Origin of the sequence: Rhizobium sophorae, from assembly GCF_013087515.1 — a bacterium.
GTDB lineage: Bacteria > Pseudomonadota > Alphaproteobacteria > Rhizobiales > Rhizobiaceae > Rhizobium > Rhizobium sophorae.
The window spans coordinates 17,367-35,433 of the sequence record NZ_JABFCN010000033.1 but is presented as its reverse complement, the minus strand read 5'-3'; the positions used below and the strand labels follow the sequence as shown (position 1 = coordinate 35,433).

Below are 18,067 nucleotides of genomic sequence, written 5' to 3'. Positions count from 1 at the left end.
GTGTGAGCGGCACACGGGTTACAGAGCTATAAAAGATCTGATAGTAGCGCCGGCGTTTCGACTCCTTTCAAGGCGTCCATCATTGATTTTGGATATAGAGGCGGGGCGCCGGCCAATCCAAGCGAAGTATTAAAACAATGGCCCTTAGAAATGCCCCCGATTTCAACTTTAATTGAGCATATCAATCGGGAGCTGGCTGCACTTTCGAACACAAGGCCAAAAAGAACGGAGTGCCGATGGCGGCACCCCAACTCTACTTCTACTCACATGGCAACTGATCCGATTAGTTACGTCGCTCTTTCTTCTGCGGCGTTTGGTCTCCACTTGATCAGCCGGCCTTCCAGAACATCGAGAATTCGGTCGATGATGAGCACGAACACGGCAAGGATGATGATGCCGGCAAACACTCCAACCGCGTCGAAGTTGCCTTCCGCCTGCGCGATCAGATAACCGAGGCCCGCAGAGGAGCCGAGATATTCGCCAATGATGGCGCCGACCACCGCGAAGCCGACTGACGTGCGAAGGGAGGACAAAATCCAGCTGGCCGCCGCCGGAAAATAGACATGCCGCAACAGATCGGAACGTCTGGCCCCGAGGATCCTTGCGTTTGCGAGGACGACCGGATTGACTTCGCGCACGCCCTGCATGGCGTTGAAGAAGGTGATGAAGAAGACAAGAGTTACTGCGAGCGCTACCTTCGACCATAGGCCAAGACCAAGCCAAAGCACGAAAATTGGGGCAAGCACGACGCGCGGAATCGCGTTCAGGCCCTTGATGAAGGGGTCCAAAATCCGTGCCGCACTGCGGCTAAGACCGAGCCATACGCCGGCTGCGACGCCAAGGCCCGTGCCGATGATGTAGCCGAGCACAGTCTCCGTCAGTGTGATTGACACATGACGATAGAAGCTGGGGTCTACAATCCAGCTGATCATCTGGTTGAAGATGTCGAGCGGGGCTGGAAAGAAGAAGACATCGATGAAGCCGGCGGTCACGCCAAGCTGCCAGCCGCCGAGGATAAAGATTAGCATCCCGAGCTGGATGATGCGTTCAGTCACGACGTTCATAGCTTTTCTCCACTTCGCCGCGCAGGGAAGCCCAGATATTTCGATACAGATCCATAAAGCGTGGATCGAGTTTAATTTCCGCGACGTCGCGGGGGCGCTCGAGTTCCACCGGGAAGCTTTCGATGACCCGTGAACGAGGGCCGGCTGCAAGAATTGCGACCCGGTCGCCGAGGGCTATTGCTTCTTCGAGGTCATGCGTGATCATTACGACAGCTCTGCGCTCTTCCTGCCACAGTCGCAGGAGTTCGTTTTGCATGAGGTGCCGTGTGTGAATATCGAGGGCCGAAAAGGGCTCGTCCATCAGGATGACTTTGGGGCCGGAGATTAGGGCCTGCGCCATCTGCACACGTTTACGCTGGCCGCCGGAGAGTTGGTGCGGATAGCGATGTTCGAAGCCCTTCAGCCCGACCTTGGCAAGCCAGCTCATCGAACGCTCGCGGCGCTCAGTGGCTCCAACACCCCTGAACATCAGGCCGAGCTCGACATTCTCGATGGATGTCTTCCACGGGAGCAGCGCGTCCTGCTGGAAGAGATAGCCAATGTCGTTCTGGACGCCCTTTACCGGCGTGCCGTCGATCGTCACCGTTCCGCTCGCGGGTTTCAAAAGCCCTGCGATCGCGTTCAAAATGGTGCTCTTTCCGCAACCGGTCGGGCCGACGATGGCGAGAAACTCGCCATCGGCAACCGTGAGGTTGACGTCCTGCACCGCGACATAGGAACCAAACGACATTGTCACGGCGTCGATCGATAACATCGGCTTTGCGTTTTGCTGCCCCGTCGGGATAGGCATGGGGTTTACGACAGCCAAAGACATGGCCTCCTCCTAGGATCAGTTGGTGGTCTTATCCGTTACCTTGTCCACGAAAGCGTTCGTGTAGGTTTTGGAAAGATCGATTGTTGCGGCAGCAACCTTTTCGTTGAAGCTCTTGAGAACGGCCAACGGCGTCTGCGCGTCGGTCTCGCTGAACTTGCCGTCCACCGAGAAAATCGGCTTGGCATTCTGGACGGCCTTCACATAGGTGTCCCGGTCGCCGGAGATGAATTCTTTCGGCAGTTTCTCGACGATCTCTTCGGCGCTATGTGTGTTCATCCATGCCAGTGCCTTGACGGTCGCGTTCGTGACTTTCTGGATGGTTTCCGGGTTCTCATCGAGATAGGCCTGCGTCGCATAAAGGACGGAGGTCGGGTAGATCCCACCGTAGATCTCCGTGGCACCCTCGTCGCTACGGGCGTCGATCAAAATCTTGCCGACACCCTTGGCTTCGATAAAGGTTGCCGCCGGATCGTAGTTGACCAATAGATCAACCTTGCCTTGCTCGAGCGCCGCAACAGCAGCTGAACCGGAGCCGACCCCGATCAACGAGACGTCATCAGCTGATAGGCTGTGGCGCTGCAGATAATAGCGAACGAAGAAGTCTGAAGACGAGCCCGGCGCTGTGATACCGATTTTCGCGCCCTTGATCGTTTCAGGTTTGGCAGGATCGAACGCAGCGTTCTTTCCACCGGCAAGCACGAGCCCGGAATTGCGGGCCAGTTGCACGAAGGCGACAACAGCCTTGTTCTGCGACTGCATCTGGATGGTGTGGTCGTAGAAGCCGACGGCGATATCCGTGGAGCCGGCAACGAGCGCCTGTAGCGTCTTGGAACCGCCCGATGCGAAGTTTTCGACGGTTACCTCAAGACCTTCCTTCTCGTAGAGACCCAGGCCAGCTGCGACCGGAAAGGGCAGATTGTTGAGGTTGTAGGACCCGACGCTGATGCGGACGGGTTCCGCAAAAGCCGAACCGGCAAAAGCGACCGTTGCCGCAAGGGCGAGTATAAGTTTACGCATGTGTATTCCTCCCTGATGCGTGGCGCCCTCCCGGCAACCACTTTCGATTATGCCGCGCAAACCATCTGCGCGATAGGTTTTGCAAAAACCTGGCCTTCGAAGAGGCGCCGGGCCGTCCGCAGGATTCCAGCAACTGTCTTGCCGTCGCGGGTATCCAGTTTTACTTCCAAGCGACCGCTTGGATGTTCCAGAACGAGGACGACCGGCGGCTTGCGGTCGCCGATCAGTTGCGCAGCGACGGTTCCGTCGCTGATGCAGGCCGTGGCAATCCCAACCGCGCCGGTCGTTGCGAGAGACGGGTGGCACTGGTGCGGCATGAAATAGCGCACGCCGAGATCTCCGCCCTTGTTGGGCCTGGAGATCAACACCGGTTTGGGCGTGACCTGGTTGCTGACGTCACCCATGCCCATACGCCGGCCAGCCTCAAGCCGTAGCGTTTCGAGACGGTGCAGCATTGCCCCGTTGGCATTGAGCTCGGCCGCAGATTCGTTGCCCGTCATGCCGAGGGCGGCGGCCTCCAGCAACATCATCGGCATGGCACAGTCGATACAGGTAACGTCGATGCCGTCGATGCTGTCGCGCGGGTTGCGAGTGGGAAAAAGCTTGCCGGTGCGTGCCCCGGCCGCGTCCATGAAGGTCAGTGCGATCGGCGCAGCATTGCCGGGCACGCCGTCGATCGAGGCATCTCCCAAATAGGCGACACGGCCATCGGGGGTCGGAACCTCGGCTTCGATCAGTTTGCCGGTATTGACGTTGTGGATACGCACGCGGGTTACGCCGGTAGTCGATTTGACCAGTCCGGCCTCGATCGCGAACGGCCCGACGGCTGCCAGCATGTTTCCGCAATTGGGAGAGGTATCGACGAACTGCTGATCGATGCGAACCTGGGCGAACAGATAATCCACATCGGCATCCGGTACGGTTGCTGGACCAACGATGGCGACCTTGCTGGTGACCGGATTGCCACCGCCGATTCCATCGATTTGCAATGGGTGACCAGAGCCCATGACCGAAAGCAGGATTTGATCGCGTTGACGCGCATCCGACGGAAGATCGGATGCGAGAAAAAACGGCCCCTTGGACGTGCCGCCTCGCATCAGAACACAGGGAATGGAAATCAGGTCGTTCATGGTTGTGCTCGCATGCTGATGTGATTTACTGATCAATCAGCTTCTTTGTTGCAGTAAGCAGCAAAAAGATTGATATGTGAAATGCGAATATCAGAGGGAATGATGCGTTATGAGCATTAATTGTGAGATACTGGATCTGCGCGCATTTCTATCGGTCGTCGAGCTGGAAAACTTCCACCGCTCTGCCGAAGCGCTCAATCTGTCACAGCCGGCACTCAGCCGTCGAATTCAGAAGCTGGAGCTGGCAATCGGGGCGCCTTTGCTCGAGCGCACCACGCGCCATGTCTCGACAACCGCCCTTGGCGCGGAGCTGATCCCTCTGGTACGGCGCATGCTCGAGGAGTTCGACACGTCGCTGTTCGCCGTGCGCGATGTCGGGTCGCAGCGTAGTGGCCTTGTGACGATCGCATGTCTGCCAACGGCCGCTTTCTATTTTTTGCCGACCGTCATCAAGCAATTCAGCGCCGAGTATCCGAATATCCGGTTTCGCATTCTCGATCTGCCGGCTACCGACGGTCTACAGGCAGTCGCCCGTGGGGAAGTAGAGTTCGGCATCAATATCATGGGCTTTTCAGATCCCGACCTCATCTTCGAGAGGCTCATCGAGGATCCATTCGTGCTGGCGGCACGCAAGGATCATCCGCTGGCAGCCAAGAGCGAACTCGAATGGGACGATCTGGCGCCCTATCAACTGATCACAGTTCACCGGTCCAGCGGTAACCGTACGCTTCTTGACGCCGCCTTGGCGAAATCGAACCTGAAACTGCGTTGGTCCTATGAAGTCACACATCTTTCGACATCGCTTGGTTTGGTGGAAGCCGGGCTTGGAATTTCGGTTCTGCCGAAACTCGCTACACCGCAGGAAGAGCACCCGTTCCTCGTCACGAGACCTATTCGCAATCCTGAAATCTCGCGAACGATCGGCATTGTGCGCCGTCGCGGTGGGACGCTTTCGCCGGCAGCCGAGCGCTTCATGACAATGTTGATTGGGACGTGGGCCGAAGGAAACTGAGCAACTAAGAGCTGCCGTGGTGGTACCCAGACTACTTCTCAGTCAAATGTTCTCTTTTTCCGCGACCGGAACGCATTGAAGAAACCCTTCGACATGAAGCGAGGTGTACTTCTGGTTTGTTTCTATCCCAGGACAACGCGTTCGCCGCTTTCCGCCGATTGCTTGATGGCCATAATGACTTTCAGTGTGTTCAGCCCTTCGCGCCCGCTCACCAGCGGCGGTTCTTCACCGCGGATCACCTTGCTGAACTGCCGGATCTGCAGCGCCAGCGGGTCTTCTTCCTGAATGGCGACGCGGCGCTTTTCAAATGGCTCCCACCAGCTGCGTTTCGTCCCGTTCTTCCACACGTCGAGTGACGGGATCGACAGGGATCCGTGAGTCCCGCCGATCAGGTAGCATGCCTCTTCCGTTTTCGGGTAAGCCGGGTTTTCGCCCGTCGTCATCTCCCAGCTCCAGGGCGCGACGACCGAGTCCGAAACAGACGCCGTTGCAAGAAGGCCGCTTTCGAACTCCATCAGGATCACCGAGGTTTCCTCGACAGCATTGCCGCGGACGGCACTGGATTCACGCGCCTGGACGGCAACGATCTCGCCGAACAGGTAGCGCAGGTTGTCGACGTCGTGAATCAGGTTAAGGAAGACAGGCCCGGCCCCGGCCTGGCGGCGCCAGTCGATGTCGAAATAGTCGTTCGGCTTGAACAGCCAGAACATAGCATGGGCCACAAGGATGCTGCCAAGCTCGCCGCTGTCGATGATCTCTTTTGCTTTCTGGATCATCGGATTGTGGCGGCGGTGGTGGCCAACCAGAAGCGAAACACCAGCGGCCTCCGCCGCGCCGATCAATTTTTCACCGGCCGCGATGTTATCGGCAATCGGCTTTTCGATGAGCGCCGGCACGCCGGCGGCGACGGCTTCGAGACCGTTGGCGACGTGGATCTGGTTGGGCGTCGCGACGATGATGCCGTCGGGACGATCCGTCTCGATCATTGCCGCAAAGCTTGGAAACCATTTGGCACCGTATTCCTGCGCGATCTGCTGCCCGAGCGGCATTGGATCAACGACGGCCAGAAGCTCCGCCCGCGGCTCGGCAAGCACGTACTGGATATGTCGCTTGCCGATCAAGCCGGCGCCGAGCACCGCGAGCTTTACTTTCCGGTCCATGTCGAAACCCCTCGCCGTCACTTCTTCCCGGCAGACGTGATCAGGCTTGCCACCCGGCGGATCGCAAGCTGATAGCCTTCGGTTCCAAGCCCGGCGATCACGCCATCGGCGCGGTGCGAGACAAAGGAATGATGGCGGAAGGCTTCGCGCTTGTGGACATTGGAAATATGCACCTCGATGACCGGCTGCTCGAAGGTATTCAGCGCATCGAGAATCGCAACGGAGGTGTGGGTGAAGGCGGCCGGGTTGATGACGATGCCGGCGCCGTCCTCGCGCGCTTCGTGGATCCAGTCGATGATCTCGTATTCACGGTTGCTCTGGTGAAAGCGGATGTCGTGACCGAGTTCAGAGGCGAGCCGGCGGCAATCGGCTTCGACATCGGCGAGCGTCTCGTGGCCGTAGATATGTGGCTGGCGCTTGCCGAGCAGATTGAGGTTCGGGCCATTGAGGACGTAGATCAGGCTCATTCTTCTTCCTTTCGAATTGCCGGAATGGTCACGGCAGTGCTGTCTCGTGGATCGCAAAATCGGGATCCGACTGGATGAGATCGGCACGCAGGGCGCAGCGCCCCTCGTCAAGTGCCAGACGTGCGACGCCTTCGGCTGCGTCATAGACCGTCTGCAATATTGCCCGTTTTTCGGCCGCAGAGCGTCCGGGTGCGATACGCAGGATGATCTGCACGAACTGATTGGCAGGATGCTCGTCGGCGACCAGCGAATGCGTGGCCTCACGCGCAAAGGTGCGCACGGCATTCGGCTTGACCGCGCCGCTGTCACGCACGCTGCGGTGGACAGCCTTCACCAGCGCCGGCATGTCTATGCGTCGGCTGGCACCCTCGCTATATTCGATTACGATGTGGGGCATAGCGTTCTTCCTTAGCCAGCCTGGTCACGAGGCTCGGCACAGTTCGGTGAAATGGCTGCTCATGCGTTCGGCGTCCGGTTCGATACCGCTGAAGAGCTTGAACGCCGCAGCCGCCTGAAACACTGTCATCCCGCCACCCGGCAGGGTGCGGCAGCCAAGGCGGGCTGCAAGCGCCAGAAGCTCGGTCTTGAGCGGCATGTAAACGATGTCGGCGACCCAATGATGGGGCTCCAGCCAGCTCTCTTCGATCGGCAGCCCGGGATGGTTCTTCATTCCAGTGGGCGTCGCATGGATGAGGCCGTCAGCGCTCCGCATCGCTTCGCCCACATCAGTGATCGCAAAAGCCCGTTCGGCAGAAAACCGGCTGTTCAAATCTTCGGCCAGACGGTCCGCACGGGAAACGTCCTGATCGAAAATCGCAAGACGCTCGATGCCGAGTTTCATTGCGGCATGCGCGACCGCGACGCCGGCGCCGCCGGCACCCAAAAGGACAGCCCGATGCCGCGGGACGTCAGGAAGTCCGCGCCGAAAGTTTTCATAGAAACCGTACCAGTCCGTGTTGTGACCGGTCCGTCTTCCATCCTTAAACACGACCGTGTTGACGGCGCCCAGCATGCGGGCGTCCTCGGACAGATCCGTCAGATGCGGAATCACCGTCTGCTTGCAGGGGTGGGTAATGTTGCTACCGGCAAAGCCGCGGGCTTCCTCTTCCGCAAGGAGATCAGGCAAGGCGGTGGCCGGAAGGCTGCGCTGCGCAAAGTCAAGGAGTTCATAGCGATAGTCGAGGCCCTGAAGTGCGCCTTCGCGCTCGTGCAGGGCAGGGGATTTCGACTGGATATCCGCGCCGATCAGTCCCACCAACACCGCGCGTTTCGTCGTTTCGTTTGAAACAGTCATATGCGGATCGCCTTAATGATGAGCCAGGATTTCGCCGAGGAAGGCCTGGGTGCGCGGATGCGACGGATTGCGGAAGAAAGTTTCCGGCGGCGCCTCTTCTATGATCTCGCCGGAGGACATGAAGATCACGCGGTCGGCCACCTGCCGGGCAAAGCCCATTTCATGGGTGACGCAGATCATGGTCATGCCGTCCCTGGCCAGACCGATCATCGTGTCGAGGACTTCCTTGACCATCTCGGGATCGAGCGCACTCGTCGGCTCGTCGAACAGCATGGCCTTCGGCTCCATGCAGAGCGCCCGTGCAATCGCAACGCGCTGCTGCTGTCCGCCGGAAAGCTGGGCGGGGTACTTGTCGGCTTGATCGAGAATACGGACGCGTTCGAGATATTTGCGGGCGATTTTCTCGGCATCCACCTTGCTGGTGCCCCGAACCCGCATCGGTGCGAGCGAGCAATTTTCAAGGATGGTCATATGTGGAAAGAGGTTAAAGCTCTGGAACACCATGCCGACCTCGCGCCGAACCGCGTCGATCGACTTGCCGCTGTCATCCAGCTTTGTCCCCTCGACCATGATCGTGCCTTTCTCGATTTTCTCGAGCGAATTGATGCACCGGATAAGCGTGGACTTGCCGGATCCGGACGGTCCGCAAAGAACGACTTTCTCGCCTTTGCGAACCGTAAGGTTGATGTTCTTCAACGCATGGAACGCGCCGTACCATTTATCCACGGCCTCCATAGAAAGAAGCGGGCTTTGAGTGTCAGCGGCGTGCGGCACGGCGATCTCCTGCGCAGAATTTGGATCAGTTGATGGTGAAGGGGATGTTCGGAATGGACTCGGGGAACTTCGGAACCTCCACTTTCATCCATTTCGCGTAGATCTTGGCGTGCTCGCCGTTCGCCAGGATCTTGTCGAGGAAGGCGTTGACGGTTTCATTCCAGTCCTTCTCGCCAAGTCGTGTTCCGACGCCGTTGTATGTCGTCAGGAAATCGATCTTGCGCTCATATGTGCCGGCACTGGCTGCTTCCAGACGGTCGAGGTAGAACTGGTTGCCGCCGACCGCCTGCACCTGGCCGGACAGCAGCGCCTGGATGGACGCGGCATCATCGTCGAAACGCCGGACGGTCGCCGTATCGCCGACAGCGGTGGTCACTGCCTTATCCTGCGAGCTCGACTTTGGAACGCCGATTTCCAGGCCTTTAAGATCGCCGATTTCGGCCATCTTCTTGTCTTTCGGTCCGTAAAGCGAGATTGTGTTGCCGGCATACGGCTTGCTGTACTGGATCGTCTTGGCGCGTTCTTCAGTCATCGCCATCGTGGCAAACAGAATATCGACTTTGCCGGTGACGAGAGCCGGGATGCGGTTGGCGACCGCAAGCGGCGCGAATTCGACCTCAACGCCCAGTTCCTTGGCGAAAAGCTTGGCGATATCGGCGTCGAAACCGTCCTGAACGCCGCTCGAATTGACGAAGCCCCAGGGGGCGTTGTCGCCCTGAATCCCGACGACGATCTTGCCCTTGGCTTTAACCTCCTCCACTGTAGCGGCTTGGGCAGACATGGGCGATAACCATGGGGCCATCATCAGGGCTGCGGCTGCGAACAGAATTCCGCGGCGCATCACGCCGGTCTTGAAGCTGCTGATCATTACTTTCTCCTCCTTGGTTGATAGAGCTTGTGCGTTCGTTGGATCGCCAACTTACCGGGCGGCCTTCGCCATCCGATTTTCGAGCCGAGCCCCGTAGAGAGACAGGGGCCAGCAAATGATGAAGTAGATCGCGCCGACGATGCCGAAGACCAACAGCGGCCTGTAGGTCTGGTTCGAGACGATCTGCCCGGCCCGGGCAAGTTCGATGAAGCCGACGATGGCGGCAAGCGACGTGCCCTTGATGAGCTGGACAAGGAATCCGACGGTTGCCGGCAGGGAGACCTTGAAAGCCTGCGGAAGGATCACGTCCTTCATCCGGGAAAAATAGTGGAGGCCCAACGCATTGGCGGCCTCGCTTTGTCCCTTGGGTATTGCCTGTATGCCGCCGCGCCAGATCTCCCCGAGAAAGGCGCTGGCATGCAGCGTGAAGGCGATGGCCACGGCCACCCAGGCCTCGATGCTGACGCCGAGAAGCGCAATGCCGTAGTAGACGACGAACAACTGCATCAGTAACGGCGTACCCTGGAAGACGGAGATATAACCCGCCGCCGTCTTGCGCAGCGCGGATCGTCCGGACGTCCGGGCAAGCGCGATCATCAGTCCGAATATGCCGCCGCCGATGAAGCCGATCGCAGATAGAAGCAGCGTCCACTTCAGGCCCTGCAGCAGGAAAAGCATTTCATTTTGGCCGATAACACCCATTGTCCTGCTCCTCACCGTACCGGATAGCTGAAGAAATGACGGGAGATCAGCGCGAACAGTCCCATCATCATCCAGGAGATGGCGAGGTACATCAGCGTGATGGTGAAATAGACCTCGAAGCTGCGGAACGAATCGGACTCGATGATCTGTGCGACGGAAGTCAGCTCATAGGCTGCGATCGACGTGCACACCGATGTCGTCAGCGTCAGCATGATGAATTGGCTGGTCAACGAGGGGTAAATCGCTCGAAGCGCCGGTTTCAGCACGATCAGGCGAAACACCTGCGCCTTGTGCAGGCCGAGTGCGAGGCCGGCTTCGACCTGACCCTTGTGAATGCTGTCGACACCGCCACGAATGATTTCGATCGCATAGGCACCGCCATTGATGGCCAGCGCGATGATCGCCGTGGCCGTAGGGTTGAGGCGAATGCCCATCATCGGCAGGGCGAAGAAGATGAAGAAGATCTGCACCAGGAAAGGGGTATTGCGGACCACCTCCACGAAGACGATGACGGCCGCGCGCAAGGGACGGATATTCGATGTCCGGGCCGCGACGCCGATCACGCCGATCATCAGCGCCAGCGACATGCCGGCCAGTGCAAGGCCGATCGTCGCCAGCGCCGCCACCAGCAGATCGGGCATCTTTTCGAAGACAACGCTGAAATCCAGCACGTAGTTCATGACAATATCTCTCTCCCGTCGACGGGCTCCTCTGCCTGTCTCCGTGTCGTATTAGCTCTTGCGCTGTTGCTTGTGCTTAGCCGGTCAACGCACGGGTGGCATCGTAAAGGTGACGCAAATGCTCCTCCGGTGTCTGGCTGGAATGGATAGGCACCTCGACTGAGACGGCAGCGCCTGCCGGCAACACTTTTATCAGGCTCGCAACGGGAAGCTCACCCAATCCTGGGGCAAAGCGTCCCGTTCTGGCCTCGCTGACCATTTGATCCGCCGTCGTCGGCGCAGGTCCGCGGGCATCGCAGAGCTGAATGCTTCGGATCATGCCCTCAGGGCCAGACGAGACGTCCTTCGTCTGGCCGCCATTGCGGAAGAAGTGCAGAGCATCCACCAGCACGCCGGCATTGTCCCGGCTCGATCCCTGCACGATCGACAGGCTGTCATCAAAGCTGGCAACAGTGCGCCAACCCATGTTCTCCAGATCGACGCCCATGCCGAAAGTGGCCGCGAGGTCGCAAAGCGCTGCGAAATTGGCAATCAGGCGTCCCCGATCAGGGTCGTCGCCGCAAACGCTCAGACGTCGCGCGCCGAGTGCGCTGGCGGCTTCAAGCATGGACGTCAGAGCGGCGGGATCAAAGTCTGGCCCTATGACGACGAATTCGATGTCATAGAGCGAGATCCCCTCGCCATCCATGCGGGCTTTAACGTCCCGCGCCACATCGCTTCCCGCCGACAGCTCATAGTAGGGAGCGCCGGGAAAAGCCGGATGAAGGCGCAGGCCAACCGACGAAAAGCCGGCTACGGCCGCCATCGACACGAATTTCGCCGGCTCGACATCAATCGCTGAAAAATGCGCGACCCCCAGCGGTGATGCAGAAGTCTTGGCTGGTATTGTTTCCTCCCGGGTCTCCATTCAGGCGATCCCCTTTTCGGCGAGATGCTTTCGAAGATTTGTTCCGGTGCGATGAATGTGTTCGCGGAGCCGGTCGCAGGCATAGTCCATGTCCCGCGCCACTGTTCCTTGGGCGATCTCGCTGTGCTCGACGCTGACATTACGGTCGCCGGATGTGCGGGTGAGAAATGTGCGCCGATAGCGGTCGTTCAGGTTCAGCATGGTTTTGCAGAAACTGAGAAGCAGCGGCTTGCGACAGCCCGAAATCAGGGTGAGATGGAACTCCCGGTGAACGGCTTCCCATTGCTCAAGCGTTTCGGGTTTGGAGGCATCCCGCTCCGTGCGGTTCAGGCGGTGCAGCGCGCGCATGACATTGCCCTCCCAATCGACATCGCCGACGCGCATGGATTCCCGCAACGCATAGGTTTCGAATTCCTCGCGCAAACTGGTGATCTCTTCGAGGTTCGATAGCGAAACGGGCGACACGCGGTAGCCGCGATTGTCTTCGAACTCGACGAGCCCGTCCGAAATCAGACGTGCCAATGCCTCGCGCAAAGGACTGAGGCTGACGTTAAAACTCTGTTTTGCCCGATCGAGATTGATCTTGCTGCCCGCCTCGAGCTGGCCGGAAATGATCGCTTCGCGCAATCGTGACACCAACTGGCTGGCGATCGTGTTCTTGCCATCATCCGGAAAGGATGGCGCAGGCGTTGCCGCCTCCGCGCCGCTTTCAGAAATGAGGCTTCCAGGCCCTGATCGCAATCCACATCCTCCCAGATGGTTTCGCCACGTTTTCTGGTGGCGGATTTCATCATCGGCGATCGATATAATAAACGATTATTTATGTCAAACAGTTTTGGCAAAATGTTGCCCAGATCTCTTGCGGTGTCCGCCGTGTGCCGATTTATCTAATAAAATCAGCAGAAAATGGAAAGAATTTGAACGCAAGAAGCGCATTTATCCGAAATCGCCCAAGTTGATGTCGTGGTTGGCTTGACAAATAATCGATGATTTATCAAAACAGGCCCGCAGGGAGGTGTGAGATGGTGATACGGACGCAAGAGGATGTGACGGCTGCGGTTTTGAAAGTTATGGAGCAGACCGCCGATGACCGACTTCGGGAAATCATGACGGCACTGGTGAAGCATTTGCACGCCTTTGTTCGCGAAGTCCGCCTGACGGAGCCGGAGTTTCGCGATGCGACGGCGGTCCTCAACGAAATCGGCCAATTGCAGACGGACAGCCATAACGAATTCGTCCTGATATCGGGTTCGCTGGGTGTTTCAACGCTCGTCTGCCTGCTCAACAACGGCGATCAGGGTCAGACGGAAACGTCCCAGTCGCTGCTTGGCCCTTTCTGGCGCCTCAACTCGCCGCGCGTTGAAAATGGCGGCACTATTATCCGGTCGGATACGCCGGGTTCTCCGCTCTTCGTTCACGCGAGGGTTATGGATACACACGGCGAGCCCATTGCGGGCGCCGAAGTGGATGTTTGGCATGCGTCGCCGGTCGGCCTTTATGAAAACCAGGATCCCGAGCAGGCCGAGATGAACCTGCGGGGCAAATTCACGACGGACGCAGATGGTCGCTTCTGGTTCAGCACGGTCAAGATGGTGGGCTATCCCATCCCCGTGGACGGCGTCGTCGGCCGGCTCTTGAAATCGCAAGGGCGTCATCCCTATCGCCCGGCGCATCTGCATGCGCTGATCTTCAAGCAAGGATACAAGACCCTGATTTCGCAGGTTTTCGATCCAAGCGATCCGAATATAGACTCGGATGTGCAGTTTGGTGTGACCTCGGCCTTGACCGGCGATTTCGTGCAGCATGACGAACCGCATCCGGACGGTCCGAATGTGAACGTTCCCTGGTTTTCCTTGGAATACACATACGTGATGGAGCCCGGTGAGGCGGTTCTGCCGCGCGCGCCAATCAAATAAGCAAACGGGAGAACGACACCCATGTTGACGGATGAAGAGCGCCGCGCCGCGGCACAGGCATTGCTGACCGCCGAGGAAAACCGGGTGCCGATCCCGCAGCTCAGCAAGACCTATCCGCATATCGAGATCGAGGATGCCTATCGCATCCAGGATCTTTGGGCGGAAGGCAGGATTGCCAAGGGCGCGCGCGTCGCGGGCCACAAGATCGGCCTGACATCGCGGGCCATGCAGATGGCATCGAAGATGACGGAGCCGGACTATGGACGCATCCTCGATGATGCTCTGTTCAACGACGGTGCCCAGATAAGGGCCGACCTCTTCATCAAGCCGCGCCTCGAAGTGGAACTTGCCTTCATCATGGGTGAGGATCTCGAAGGCCCGAGCACTCGTATCTACGACGTTATGCGCGCCACCGAATTCATCGTGCCGGCGCTCGAAATCATCGACTATCGGACCGAAGTTCCGCGCGCGATCACTGATACCATAGCGGATAACGCGGCCTTCGCCGCCATCGTCGTCGGCGGTCGCGTGATAGGTCCAATGGACGTCGATATCCGGTGGATCGGGGCGACGCTCTCCAAGAATGGGATCATTGAGGAGTCTGGCGTGTCGGCGGCCGTCATGGGACATCCCGCTGCAGGGATCGCCTGGCTCGTTAACAAGCTCCATGCGGTTGGCGGCAAACTGGAGAAGGGGCAGATCGTGCTGGCGGGCTCTTTCACCCGCCCGGTGGACATCGCGGCTGGCGACGTCATCCACGCCGATTATGGCCCGGTCGGTGCGATCGGCGTCGCTTTTGTATAGGTGAAAACATGAATCTTCCGGAAAATCGCTTCAAGCGGGCGCTTCGCGAAAACAAGCAGCAGATAGGTCTCTGGTGCAGCCTGCCGGGCAGCTATGCCGCGGAGATCGTGGCGCCTTCGGGCTTCGACTGGCTGCTGTTCGACACCGAACACTCGCCGGGTGATGTGCTGACAGTCTTGCCGCAATTGCAGGCGGTGGCGGCCTACGAGGTCTCGGCGATCGTGCGGCCTGCCAGCAATGACGCGGTATTGATCAAGCGGTACCTCGATATCGGCGCGCAGACGCTGCTCATTCCCTACGTGCAGAACCGGGAGGAAGCGGAAGCCGCCGTTTCTGCCATGCGCTATCCGCCAACCGGCATCCGCGGCGTGTCGGGGCTGACGCGGGCGACACGTTTTGGGCGTATCGCGAGCTATGCCAAGCGGGCAGAAGAAGAACTTTGTCTTCTCGTGCAACTGGAAACTCAGGCGGCTCTGAGTGAACTTGAGGCTATTGCCGCCGTTGATGGCGTCGATGGTGTCTTCATCGGCCCGGCGGATCTTGCCGCCAGCCTTGGTCACCCAGGAGAGCCAGGTCATCCCGAAGTCGTCGCTGCCGTGGAGGATGCGATCTGCCGCCTTTCGGCTCTCGGTAAGCCGGCCGGCATCCTGACGCCGGACGCCGCCTTTGCTGCCCGCTGCATTGAACTCGGAACGACTTTTACCGCAGTCGGTATCGACGCCGGCCTTCTCGCACGCGGAACCGAGGCGTTGGCAGCGAAATTCAGGCAATCGTGACCGCAACATTGCGTTGTCGGGCAGGAGATCGAAACATGACTGGCGATATCACAGCTTCGCTCAGCGCACTTATCCCAAAAGGCTATCTTCGGGCGGCGGTAAACCTTGCAAATATCGCTTTGGTGCAGCACGATCCAGAGACAGGGTCCGTTAAAGGGGTCAGCCCACAACTCGCCAAAGAGCTTGCGGAGCGCCTCGGTTGTCGCGTCGAATTCGTCGCATACCCATCAGCAGCCAAGATTCTGGAGCGGGTCGATCAAGACGAGTGGGACATCGCTTTCCTCGCCGCCGACCCGGCACGCGAAGACAGGCTTTTGTTCTCGCCGGCCTATGCTCTGATAGAAGGTACGCTTGTGGTCCGGGAGGGAAGTCCGTACCGCTCCCTTTCTGATATTGATGCGGAGGGCGTGAAAATCTGCGTCACGCGAAACGCTGCGTATGACCTCCATTTGGCGCGGCGTCTGGCTCATGCCAAAGTCGTTCATGCTTCAACGCCAGCGGAATCGCTCGATCTTTTTGTGAGCGGCAATCATGAGGCTTCTGCCGGCATAAAGCAGGCACTTGAGCGCTTTATCAGCGAGCATGACGGTTTTCGTATTTTAGTGGAACCGTTCCTCATTATCAGGCAAACGATCGCTGTCAGTTGCTCCCACCCAGCTGCGGGTCTTTTGGTGCGCGAATTCGTCGAGGATGCTCTTCAACAAGGCTTCTCGGAAAATGTCGTTCGGGAAGCGCAACGCAATGGCATTGTTTTGGCGAATTGAGCCAAATCGTGGTTGGGATAGCGGCCGCAGGGCCTACGAACACCGCTGCGAGCGCTCGCTTCTGCAGATTAAAATGCATAAGAAAGTTCCATAATTCAGCTACGCCTCAAAAGCTTTGATTTCGCAGCAGCTTAGGATGGCTGTCGCGCAGGAAATGCGTGAGTCGCTGGTTCGTTACCTTTCAAGAGCACCAATTCAGCAAGGCAACTTTCAGTCCGAGGTGGGCAATGTGGCGGCCGGTCCGCGCACGAGCGCCAGCGTGCGTGTTTCCAGCAGACAAATCCTCGCGATGCGACGGTAGTGTCGTGATAACGCGGCAATAAGGCAGTGCTATTGCCTAATGTTGCCTAATCGCGGCAAGCCGAACTAACGCGTACCCCGCGCCACCAATTTGATTCAAAAGGTCGGCTCTCATTTCCCTGTCGGTGACGACCTTGATTTTGATCCATTTGTCTACCTTGGTATCGAGCGGTATAGGCAAGCCCTCTCGCAGCAAGAGGGTAAGCTCAGGTGCTCTTTCCGACTTGTAGATGCAAATCCTCATCGCACGGCACCCCAACTGCACAGATTTGTAACAGTTATATTGCAGTGCGTTATCAACTATTGCAATGCCGCAAAATCCTTCTCCGCAAATGTGCACCAGGTATGTTTCCCTCCCACTGTGCATACGCCGCCGCTCCCAGTCACTCAAACAGACACTCGACGAGCTCGGGATTCCACGGCATCACGATGCATCGCTTTAGCGCCCATGGCTTTTGATGTACGCGAGGAGGTCGGTGACCTCGGAACGGGTGAGTGAAAGGTTGGGCATACGCGAATGATGCGGGGCCATCAGAAAGGCTGCTAGTGATTTCTCGTCAAAACGTTTCGACCCGCCAATCTGAGCAAACGTCGGAACCCGGTCAGAGCCTTGCTTTTGCTCGGATTCGACGATGTGACATTCGGCGCACCAGCGTACGGCAATCCGCTGGCCGTTTACACGATCAGCCGCCGCGCTGCCCACTGTGAACGCAAAGACGAAAGCGGCGACACAGCCCCAACACGCCGCGAATTTAGGATATGATTGCATCTTCACTCTCCTTCCTGAGTTCTTTAGGGGCAAGCCAGACGCCATACGTTTGATTGCGGCATCGTCTGGTCCGGATATTGCGCGATCCGGAACGCACCCACGGCCCATCAAGCATGACCAAGAATTGAATTTTTGCTTTGACGGCAGTCAATGCGAACATTGATATTCGCGGCAGCCTTCCCGATTGAGGCGGAAAAGATGATCCTAAGCGCAATGTCGGCGTGGTTTGGCAGCCCGGACACCGCAGCGAGCGCGTTTTTTAAAGCCGGTGGACGGTGGCCAGGAGCCGGCTGCCAAGCACAGGAAGAACTCTGGCGAGGCGGGGGACTGGCTCTTTGCGTAGTTTAGCAAAGATAGTCTTCGAGTTGCGGCGGGCAGGAAATGAACATCGTCCCAATCATCATCTCGGCAGCCATGATGAAGAGCATGTCGTGCTCGTTCCGCTCCTCCATCAGCAGCGCGCGGAACCGCTCGATGTTATGCCTGAGAATAAATCTTTGCACAGCAGCCTCCCTCCGGCCTTGCTGGCTTTGCTTCTCATTTCGATCAGCGGATTAGAATATACTGCAACGCGCGCCCGTTTCGCCAGATCAAATAGGTCTCATCGATTCGAACCAAACCGCGGTGTGGCCGGGGACCTTGCGAAGTCGCTTCTCGATCATTGGCGCATAGACAAGAATCCAGCGGTTGATGGTGCCGTGGTGGACTTAGAAGCCGCGCTCGCGGAACATCTCTACAAGGTCGCGGTACTGCGCGGATAGCGCTAGTACTAGGTCACTACCTGAACAATCAGCCATGCCTGGAAATGTCAGTCCTTGGATGGCCTGGAGCTTGACCTGTGAAAGGTCG

21 protein-coding genes and 1 pseudogene are annotated in these 18,067 nt (G+C 58.3%); 5 read left to right on the top strand and 17 right to left on the bottom strand.

Annotated features, from left to right (window positions below; genetic code table 11):
- Positions 1-287: 287 nt before the first annotated feature.
- From G9X64_RS19930 to G9X64_RS19915, 4 genes are read right to left on the bottom strand one after another with little or no spacing between them, the layout of a single operon-like run.
- The gene (locus G9X64_RS19930) at positions 288-1,064 is read right to left on the bottom strand and encodes an ABC transporter permease (protein WP_072378904.1); all 777 of its coding nucleotides are present in this window, start codon (positions 1,062-1,064) and stop codon (positions 288-290) included.
- Positions 1,048-1,878, bottom strand: coding sequence for an ABC transporter ATP-binding protein (locus G9X64_RS19925; RefSeq protein WP_376766404.1), 831 nt, complete (start codon positions 1,876-1,878; stop codon positions 1,048-1,050). The genes G9X64_RS19930 and G9X64_RS19925 overlap by 17 nt, the downstream gene beginning before the upstream one ends.
- A gap of 15 nt (positions 1,879-1,893) precedes the next feature.
- Positions 1,894-2,895: an ABC transporter substrate-binding protein gene (locus G9X64_RS19920; protein ID WP_168309514.1), complete on the bottom strand. Its 1,002-nt coding sequence runs from the start codon at positions 2,893-2,895 to the stop codon at positions 1,894-1,896.
- Between the two features lie 47 nt (positions 2,896-2,942).
- Positions 2,943-4,025: a 4-oxalomesaconate tautomerase gene (locus G9X64_RS19915; protein WP_168309515.1), complete on the bottom strand. Its 1,083-nt coding sequence runs from the start codon at positions 4,023-4,025 to the stop codon at positions 2,943-2,945.
- Between the two features lie 109 nt (positions 4,026-4,134).
- Between G9X64_RS19915 and G9X64_RS19910 the strand changes: the two genes are divergently transcribed.
- Positions 4,135-5,037 (top strand): LysR family transcriptional regulator, encoded by a 903-nt coding sequence (locus G9X64_RS19910; protein WP_125847715.1) that lies wholly within the window; start codon positions 4,135-4,137, stop codon positions 5,035-5,037.
- 122 nt (positions 5,038-5,159) lie between these two features.
- Here G9X64_RS19910 and G9X64_RS19905 read toward each other — a convergent pair whose 3' ends face one another.
- From G9X64_RS19905 to G9X64_RS19860, 10 genes are all read right to left on the bottom strand, one after another.
- Positions 5,160-6,197, bottom strand: a complete 1,038-nt coding sequence (locus G9X64_RS19905) for a Gfo/Idh/MocA family protein (protein ID WP_171377260.1) — start codon at positions 6,195-6,197, stop codon at positions 5,160-5,162.
- A gap of 17 nt (positions 6,198-6,214) precedes the next feature.
- The gene (gene aroQ / locus G9X64_RS19900) at positions 6,215-6,664 is read right to left on the bottom strand and encodes a type II 3-dehydroquinate dehydratase (RefSeq protein ID WP_168309518.1); all 450 of its coding nucleotides are present in this window, start codon (positions 6,662-6,664) and stop codon (positions 6,215-6,217) included.
- A gap of 28 nt (positions 6,665-6,692) precedes the next feature.
- Positions 6,693-7,061, bottom strand: coding sequence for a 5-carboxymethyl-2-hydroxymuconate Delta-isomerase (locus G9X64_RS19895; protein ID WP_168309519.1), 369 nt, complete (start codon positions 7,059-7,061; stop codon positions 6,693-6,695).
- A gap of 24 nt (positions 7,062-7,085) precedes the next feature.
- Positions 7,086-7,958: a shikimate dehydrogenase gene (locus G9X64_RS19890; protein WP_171377259.1), complete on the bottom strand. Its 873-nt coding sequence runs from the start codon at positions 7,956-7,958 to the stop codon at positions 7,086-7,088.
- Positions 7,959-7,970: 12 nt separating this feature from the next.
- Entirely contained in the window at positions 7,971-8,693 is a 723-nt protein-coding gene (locus G9X64_RS19885) for an amino acid ABC transporter ATP-binding protein (RefSeq protein ID WP_171377285.1), read from the bottom strand.
- A gap of 64 nt (positions 8,694-8,757) precedes the next feature.
- Positions 8,758-9,600: a transporter substrate-binding domain-containing protein gene (locus G9X64_RS19880; protein WP_168309521.1), complete on the bottom strand. Its 843-nt coding sequence runs from the start codon at positions 9,598-9,600 to the stop codon at positions 8,758-8,760.
- Between the two features lie 51 nt (positions 9,601-9,651).
- Positions 9,652-10,302 carry an amino acid ABC transporter permease gene (locus G9X64_RS19875; RefSeq protein WP_171377258.1) on the bottom strand — a complete coding sequence of 217 codons (651 nt, stop codon included), beginning with the start codon at positions 10,300-10,302 and terminating at the stop codon, positions 9,652-9,654.
- 11 nt (positions 10,303-10,313) lie between these two features.
- Entirely contained in the window at positions 10,314-10,982 is a 669-nt protein-coding gene (locus G9X64_RS19870; protein WP_168309523.1) for an amino acid ABC transporter permease, read from the bottom strand.
- Positions 10,983-11,058: 76 nt separating this feature from the next.
- A complete protein-coding gene (locus G9X64_RS19865; RefSeq protein ID WP_171377257.1) occupies positions 11,059-11,889 on the bottom strand; it encodes a sugar phosphate isomerase/epimerase family protein in 831 nt (276 codons plus the stop codon).
- Positions 11,890-12,606 (bottom strand): GntR family transcriptional regulator, encoded by a 717-nt coding sequence (locus G9X64_RS19860; RefSeq protein WP_168309685.1) that lies wholly within the window; start codon positions 12,604-12,606, stop codon positions 11,890-11,892.
- Between the two features lie 305 nt (positions 12,607-12,911).
- Here G9X64_RS19860 and G9X64_RS19855 point away from each other — a divergent pair, with 305 nt between their 5' ends.
- Genes G9X64_RS19855 through G9X64_RS19840 form a run of 4 tightly spaced genes read left to right on the top strand, consistent with a single transcriptional unit; the run spans position 12,912 to position 16,149 of the window.
- Complete coding sequence (locus G9X64_RS19855) at positions 12,912-13,805, top strand: dioxygenase family protein (protein ID WP_171377284.1); 894 nt, start codon at positions 12,912-12,914, stop codon at positions 13,803-13,805.
- 21 nt (positions 13,806-13,826) lie between these two features.
- The gene (hpaH, locus tag G9X64_RS19850) at positions 13,827-14,609 is read left to right on the top strand and encodes a 2-oxo-hept-4-ene-1,7-dioate hydratase (protein ID WP_171377255.1); all 783 of its coding nucleotides are present in this window, start codon (positions 13,827-13,829) and stop codon (positions 14,607-14,609) included.
- Between the two features lie 8 nt (positions 14,610-14,617).
- Positions 14,618-15,385 carry a 4-hydroxy-2-oxoheptanedioate aldolase gene (gene hpaI, locus G9X64_RS19845; RefSeq protein ID WP_171377254.1) on the top strand — a complete coding sequence of 256 codons (768 nt, stop codon included), beginning with the start codon at positions 14,618-14,620 and terminating at the stop codon, positions 15,383-15,385.
- 35 nt (positions 15,386-15,420) lie between these two features.
- The gene (locus tag G9X64_RS19840) at positions 15,421-16,149 is read left to right on the top strand and encodes a transporter substrate-binding domain-containing protein (protein WP_171377253.1); all 729 of its coding nucleotides are present in this window, start codon (positions 15,421-15,423) and stop codon (positions 16,147-16,149) included.
- A gap of 739 nt (positions 16,150-16,888) precedes the next feature.
- Here the strand turns inward: G9X64_RS19840 and G9X64_RS19835 are convergent.
- The 3 genes and pseudogenes from G9X64_RS19835 to G9X64_RS19825 all read right to left on the bottom strand — a co-directional run.
- The gene (locus G9X64_RS19835; RefSeq protein WP_246270995.1) at positions 16,889-17,218 is read right to left on the bottom strand and encodes a c-type cytochrome; all 330 of its coding nucleotides are present in this window, start codon (positions 17,216-17,218) and stop codon (positions 16,889-16,891) included.
- Positions 17,219-17,562: 344 nt separating this feature from the next.
- Positions 17,563-17,721: a hypothetical protein gene (locus G9X64_RS19830; protein WP_171377252.1), complete on the bottom strand. Its 159-nt coding sequence runs from the start codon at positions 17,719-17,721 to the stop codon at positions 17,563-17,565.
- An 88-nt stretch (positions 17,722-17,809) separates the two neighbouring features.
- Positions 17,810-18,023 (bottom strand): annotated as a pseudogene (locus G9X64_RS19825) (transposase domain-containing protein); the annotation flags it as partial.
- Positions 18,024-18,067 lie beyond the last annotated feature (44 nt).

What these genes read in the sequence shown, in the direction of transcription:
- G9X64_RS19835 (WP_246270995.1), bottom strand. Translation starts at nt 17,218, where the DNA reads ATGCAATCATATCCTAAATTCGCGGCGTGTTGGGGCTGTGTCGCCGCT.
- hpaI (WP_171377254.1), top strand. Translation starts at nt 14,618, where the DNA reads ATGAATCTTCCGGAAAATCGCTTCAAGCGGGCGCTTCGCGAAAACAAG.
- G9X64_RS19925 (WP_376766404.1), bottom strand. Translation starts at nt 1,878, where the DNA reads ATGTCTTTGGCTGTCGTAAACCCCATGCCTATCCCGACGGGGCAGCAA.
- G9X64_RS19880 (WP_168309521.1), bottom strand. Translation starts at nt 9,600, where the DNA reads ATGATCAGCAGCTTCAAGACCGGCGTGATGCGCCGCGGAATTCTGTTC.
- G9X64_RS19895 (WP_168309519.1), bottom strand. Translation starts at nt 7,061, where the DNA reads ATGCCCCACATCGTAATCGAATATAGCGAGGGTGCCAGCCGACGCATA.
- G9X64_RS19915 (WP_168309515.1), bottom strand. Translation starts at nt 4,025, where the DNA reads ATGAACGACCTGATTTCCATTCCCTGTGTTCTGATGCGAGGCGGCACG.
- G9X64_RS19840 (WP_171377253.1), top strand. Translation starts at nt 15,421, where the DNA reads ATGACTGGCGATATCACAGCTTCGCTCAGCGCACTTATCCCAAAAGGC.
- aroQ (WP_168309518.1), bottom strand. Translation starts at nt 6,664, where the DNA reads ATGAGCCTGATCTACGTCCTCAATGGCCCGAACCTCAATCTGCTCGGC.
- G9X64_RS19920 (WP_168309514.1), bottom strand. Translation starts at nt 2,895, where the DNA reads ATGCGTAAACTTATACTCGCCCTTGCGGCAACGGTCGCTTTTGCCGGT.
- G9X64_RS19855 (WP_171377284.1), top strand. Translation starts at nt 12,912, where the DNA reads ATGGTGATACGGACGCAAGAGGATGTGACGGCTGCGGTTTTGAAAGTT.
- G9X64_RS19905 (WP_171377260.1), bottom strand. Translation starts at nt 6,197, where the DNA reads ATGGACCGGAAAGTAAAGCTCGCGGTGCTCGGCGCCGGCTTGATCGGC.
- G9X64_RS19870 (WP_168309523.1), bottom strand. Translation starts at nt 10,982, where the DNA reads ATGAACTACGTGCTGGATTTCAGCGTTGTCTTCGAAAAGATGCCCGAT.
- G9X64_RS19890 (WP_171377259.1), bottom strand. Translation starts at nt 7,958, where the DNA reads ATGACTGTTTCAAACGAAACGACGAAACGCGCGGTGTTGGTGGGACTG.
- G9X64_RS19875 (WP_171377258.1), bottom strand. Translation starts at nt 10,302, where the DNA reads ATGGGTGTTATCGGCCAAAATGAAATGCTTTTCCTGCTGCAGGGCCTG.
- G9X64_RS19885 (WP_171377285.1), bottom strand. Translation starts at nt 8,693, where the DNA reads ATGGAGGCCGTGGATAAATGGTACGGCGCGTTCCATGCGTTGAAGAAC.
- G9X64_RS19930 (WP_072378904.1), bottom strand. Translation starts at nt 1,064, where the DNA reads ATGAACGTCGTGACTGAACGCATCATCCAGCTCGGGATGCTAATCTTT.
- hpaH (WP_171377255.1), top strand. Translation starts at nt 13,827, where the DNA reads ATGTTGACGGATGAAGAGCGCCGCGCCGCGGCACAGGCATTGCTGACC.
- G9X64_RS19910 (WP_125847715.1), top strand. Translation starts at nt 4,135, where the DNA reads ATGAGCATTAATTGTGAGATACTGGATCTGCGCGCATTTCTATCGGTC.
- G9X64_RS19865 (WP_171377257.1), bottom strand. Translation starts at nt 11,889, where the DNA reads ATGGAGACCCGGGAGGAAACAATACCAGCCAAGACTTCTGCATCACCG.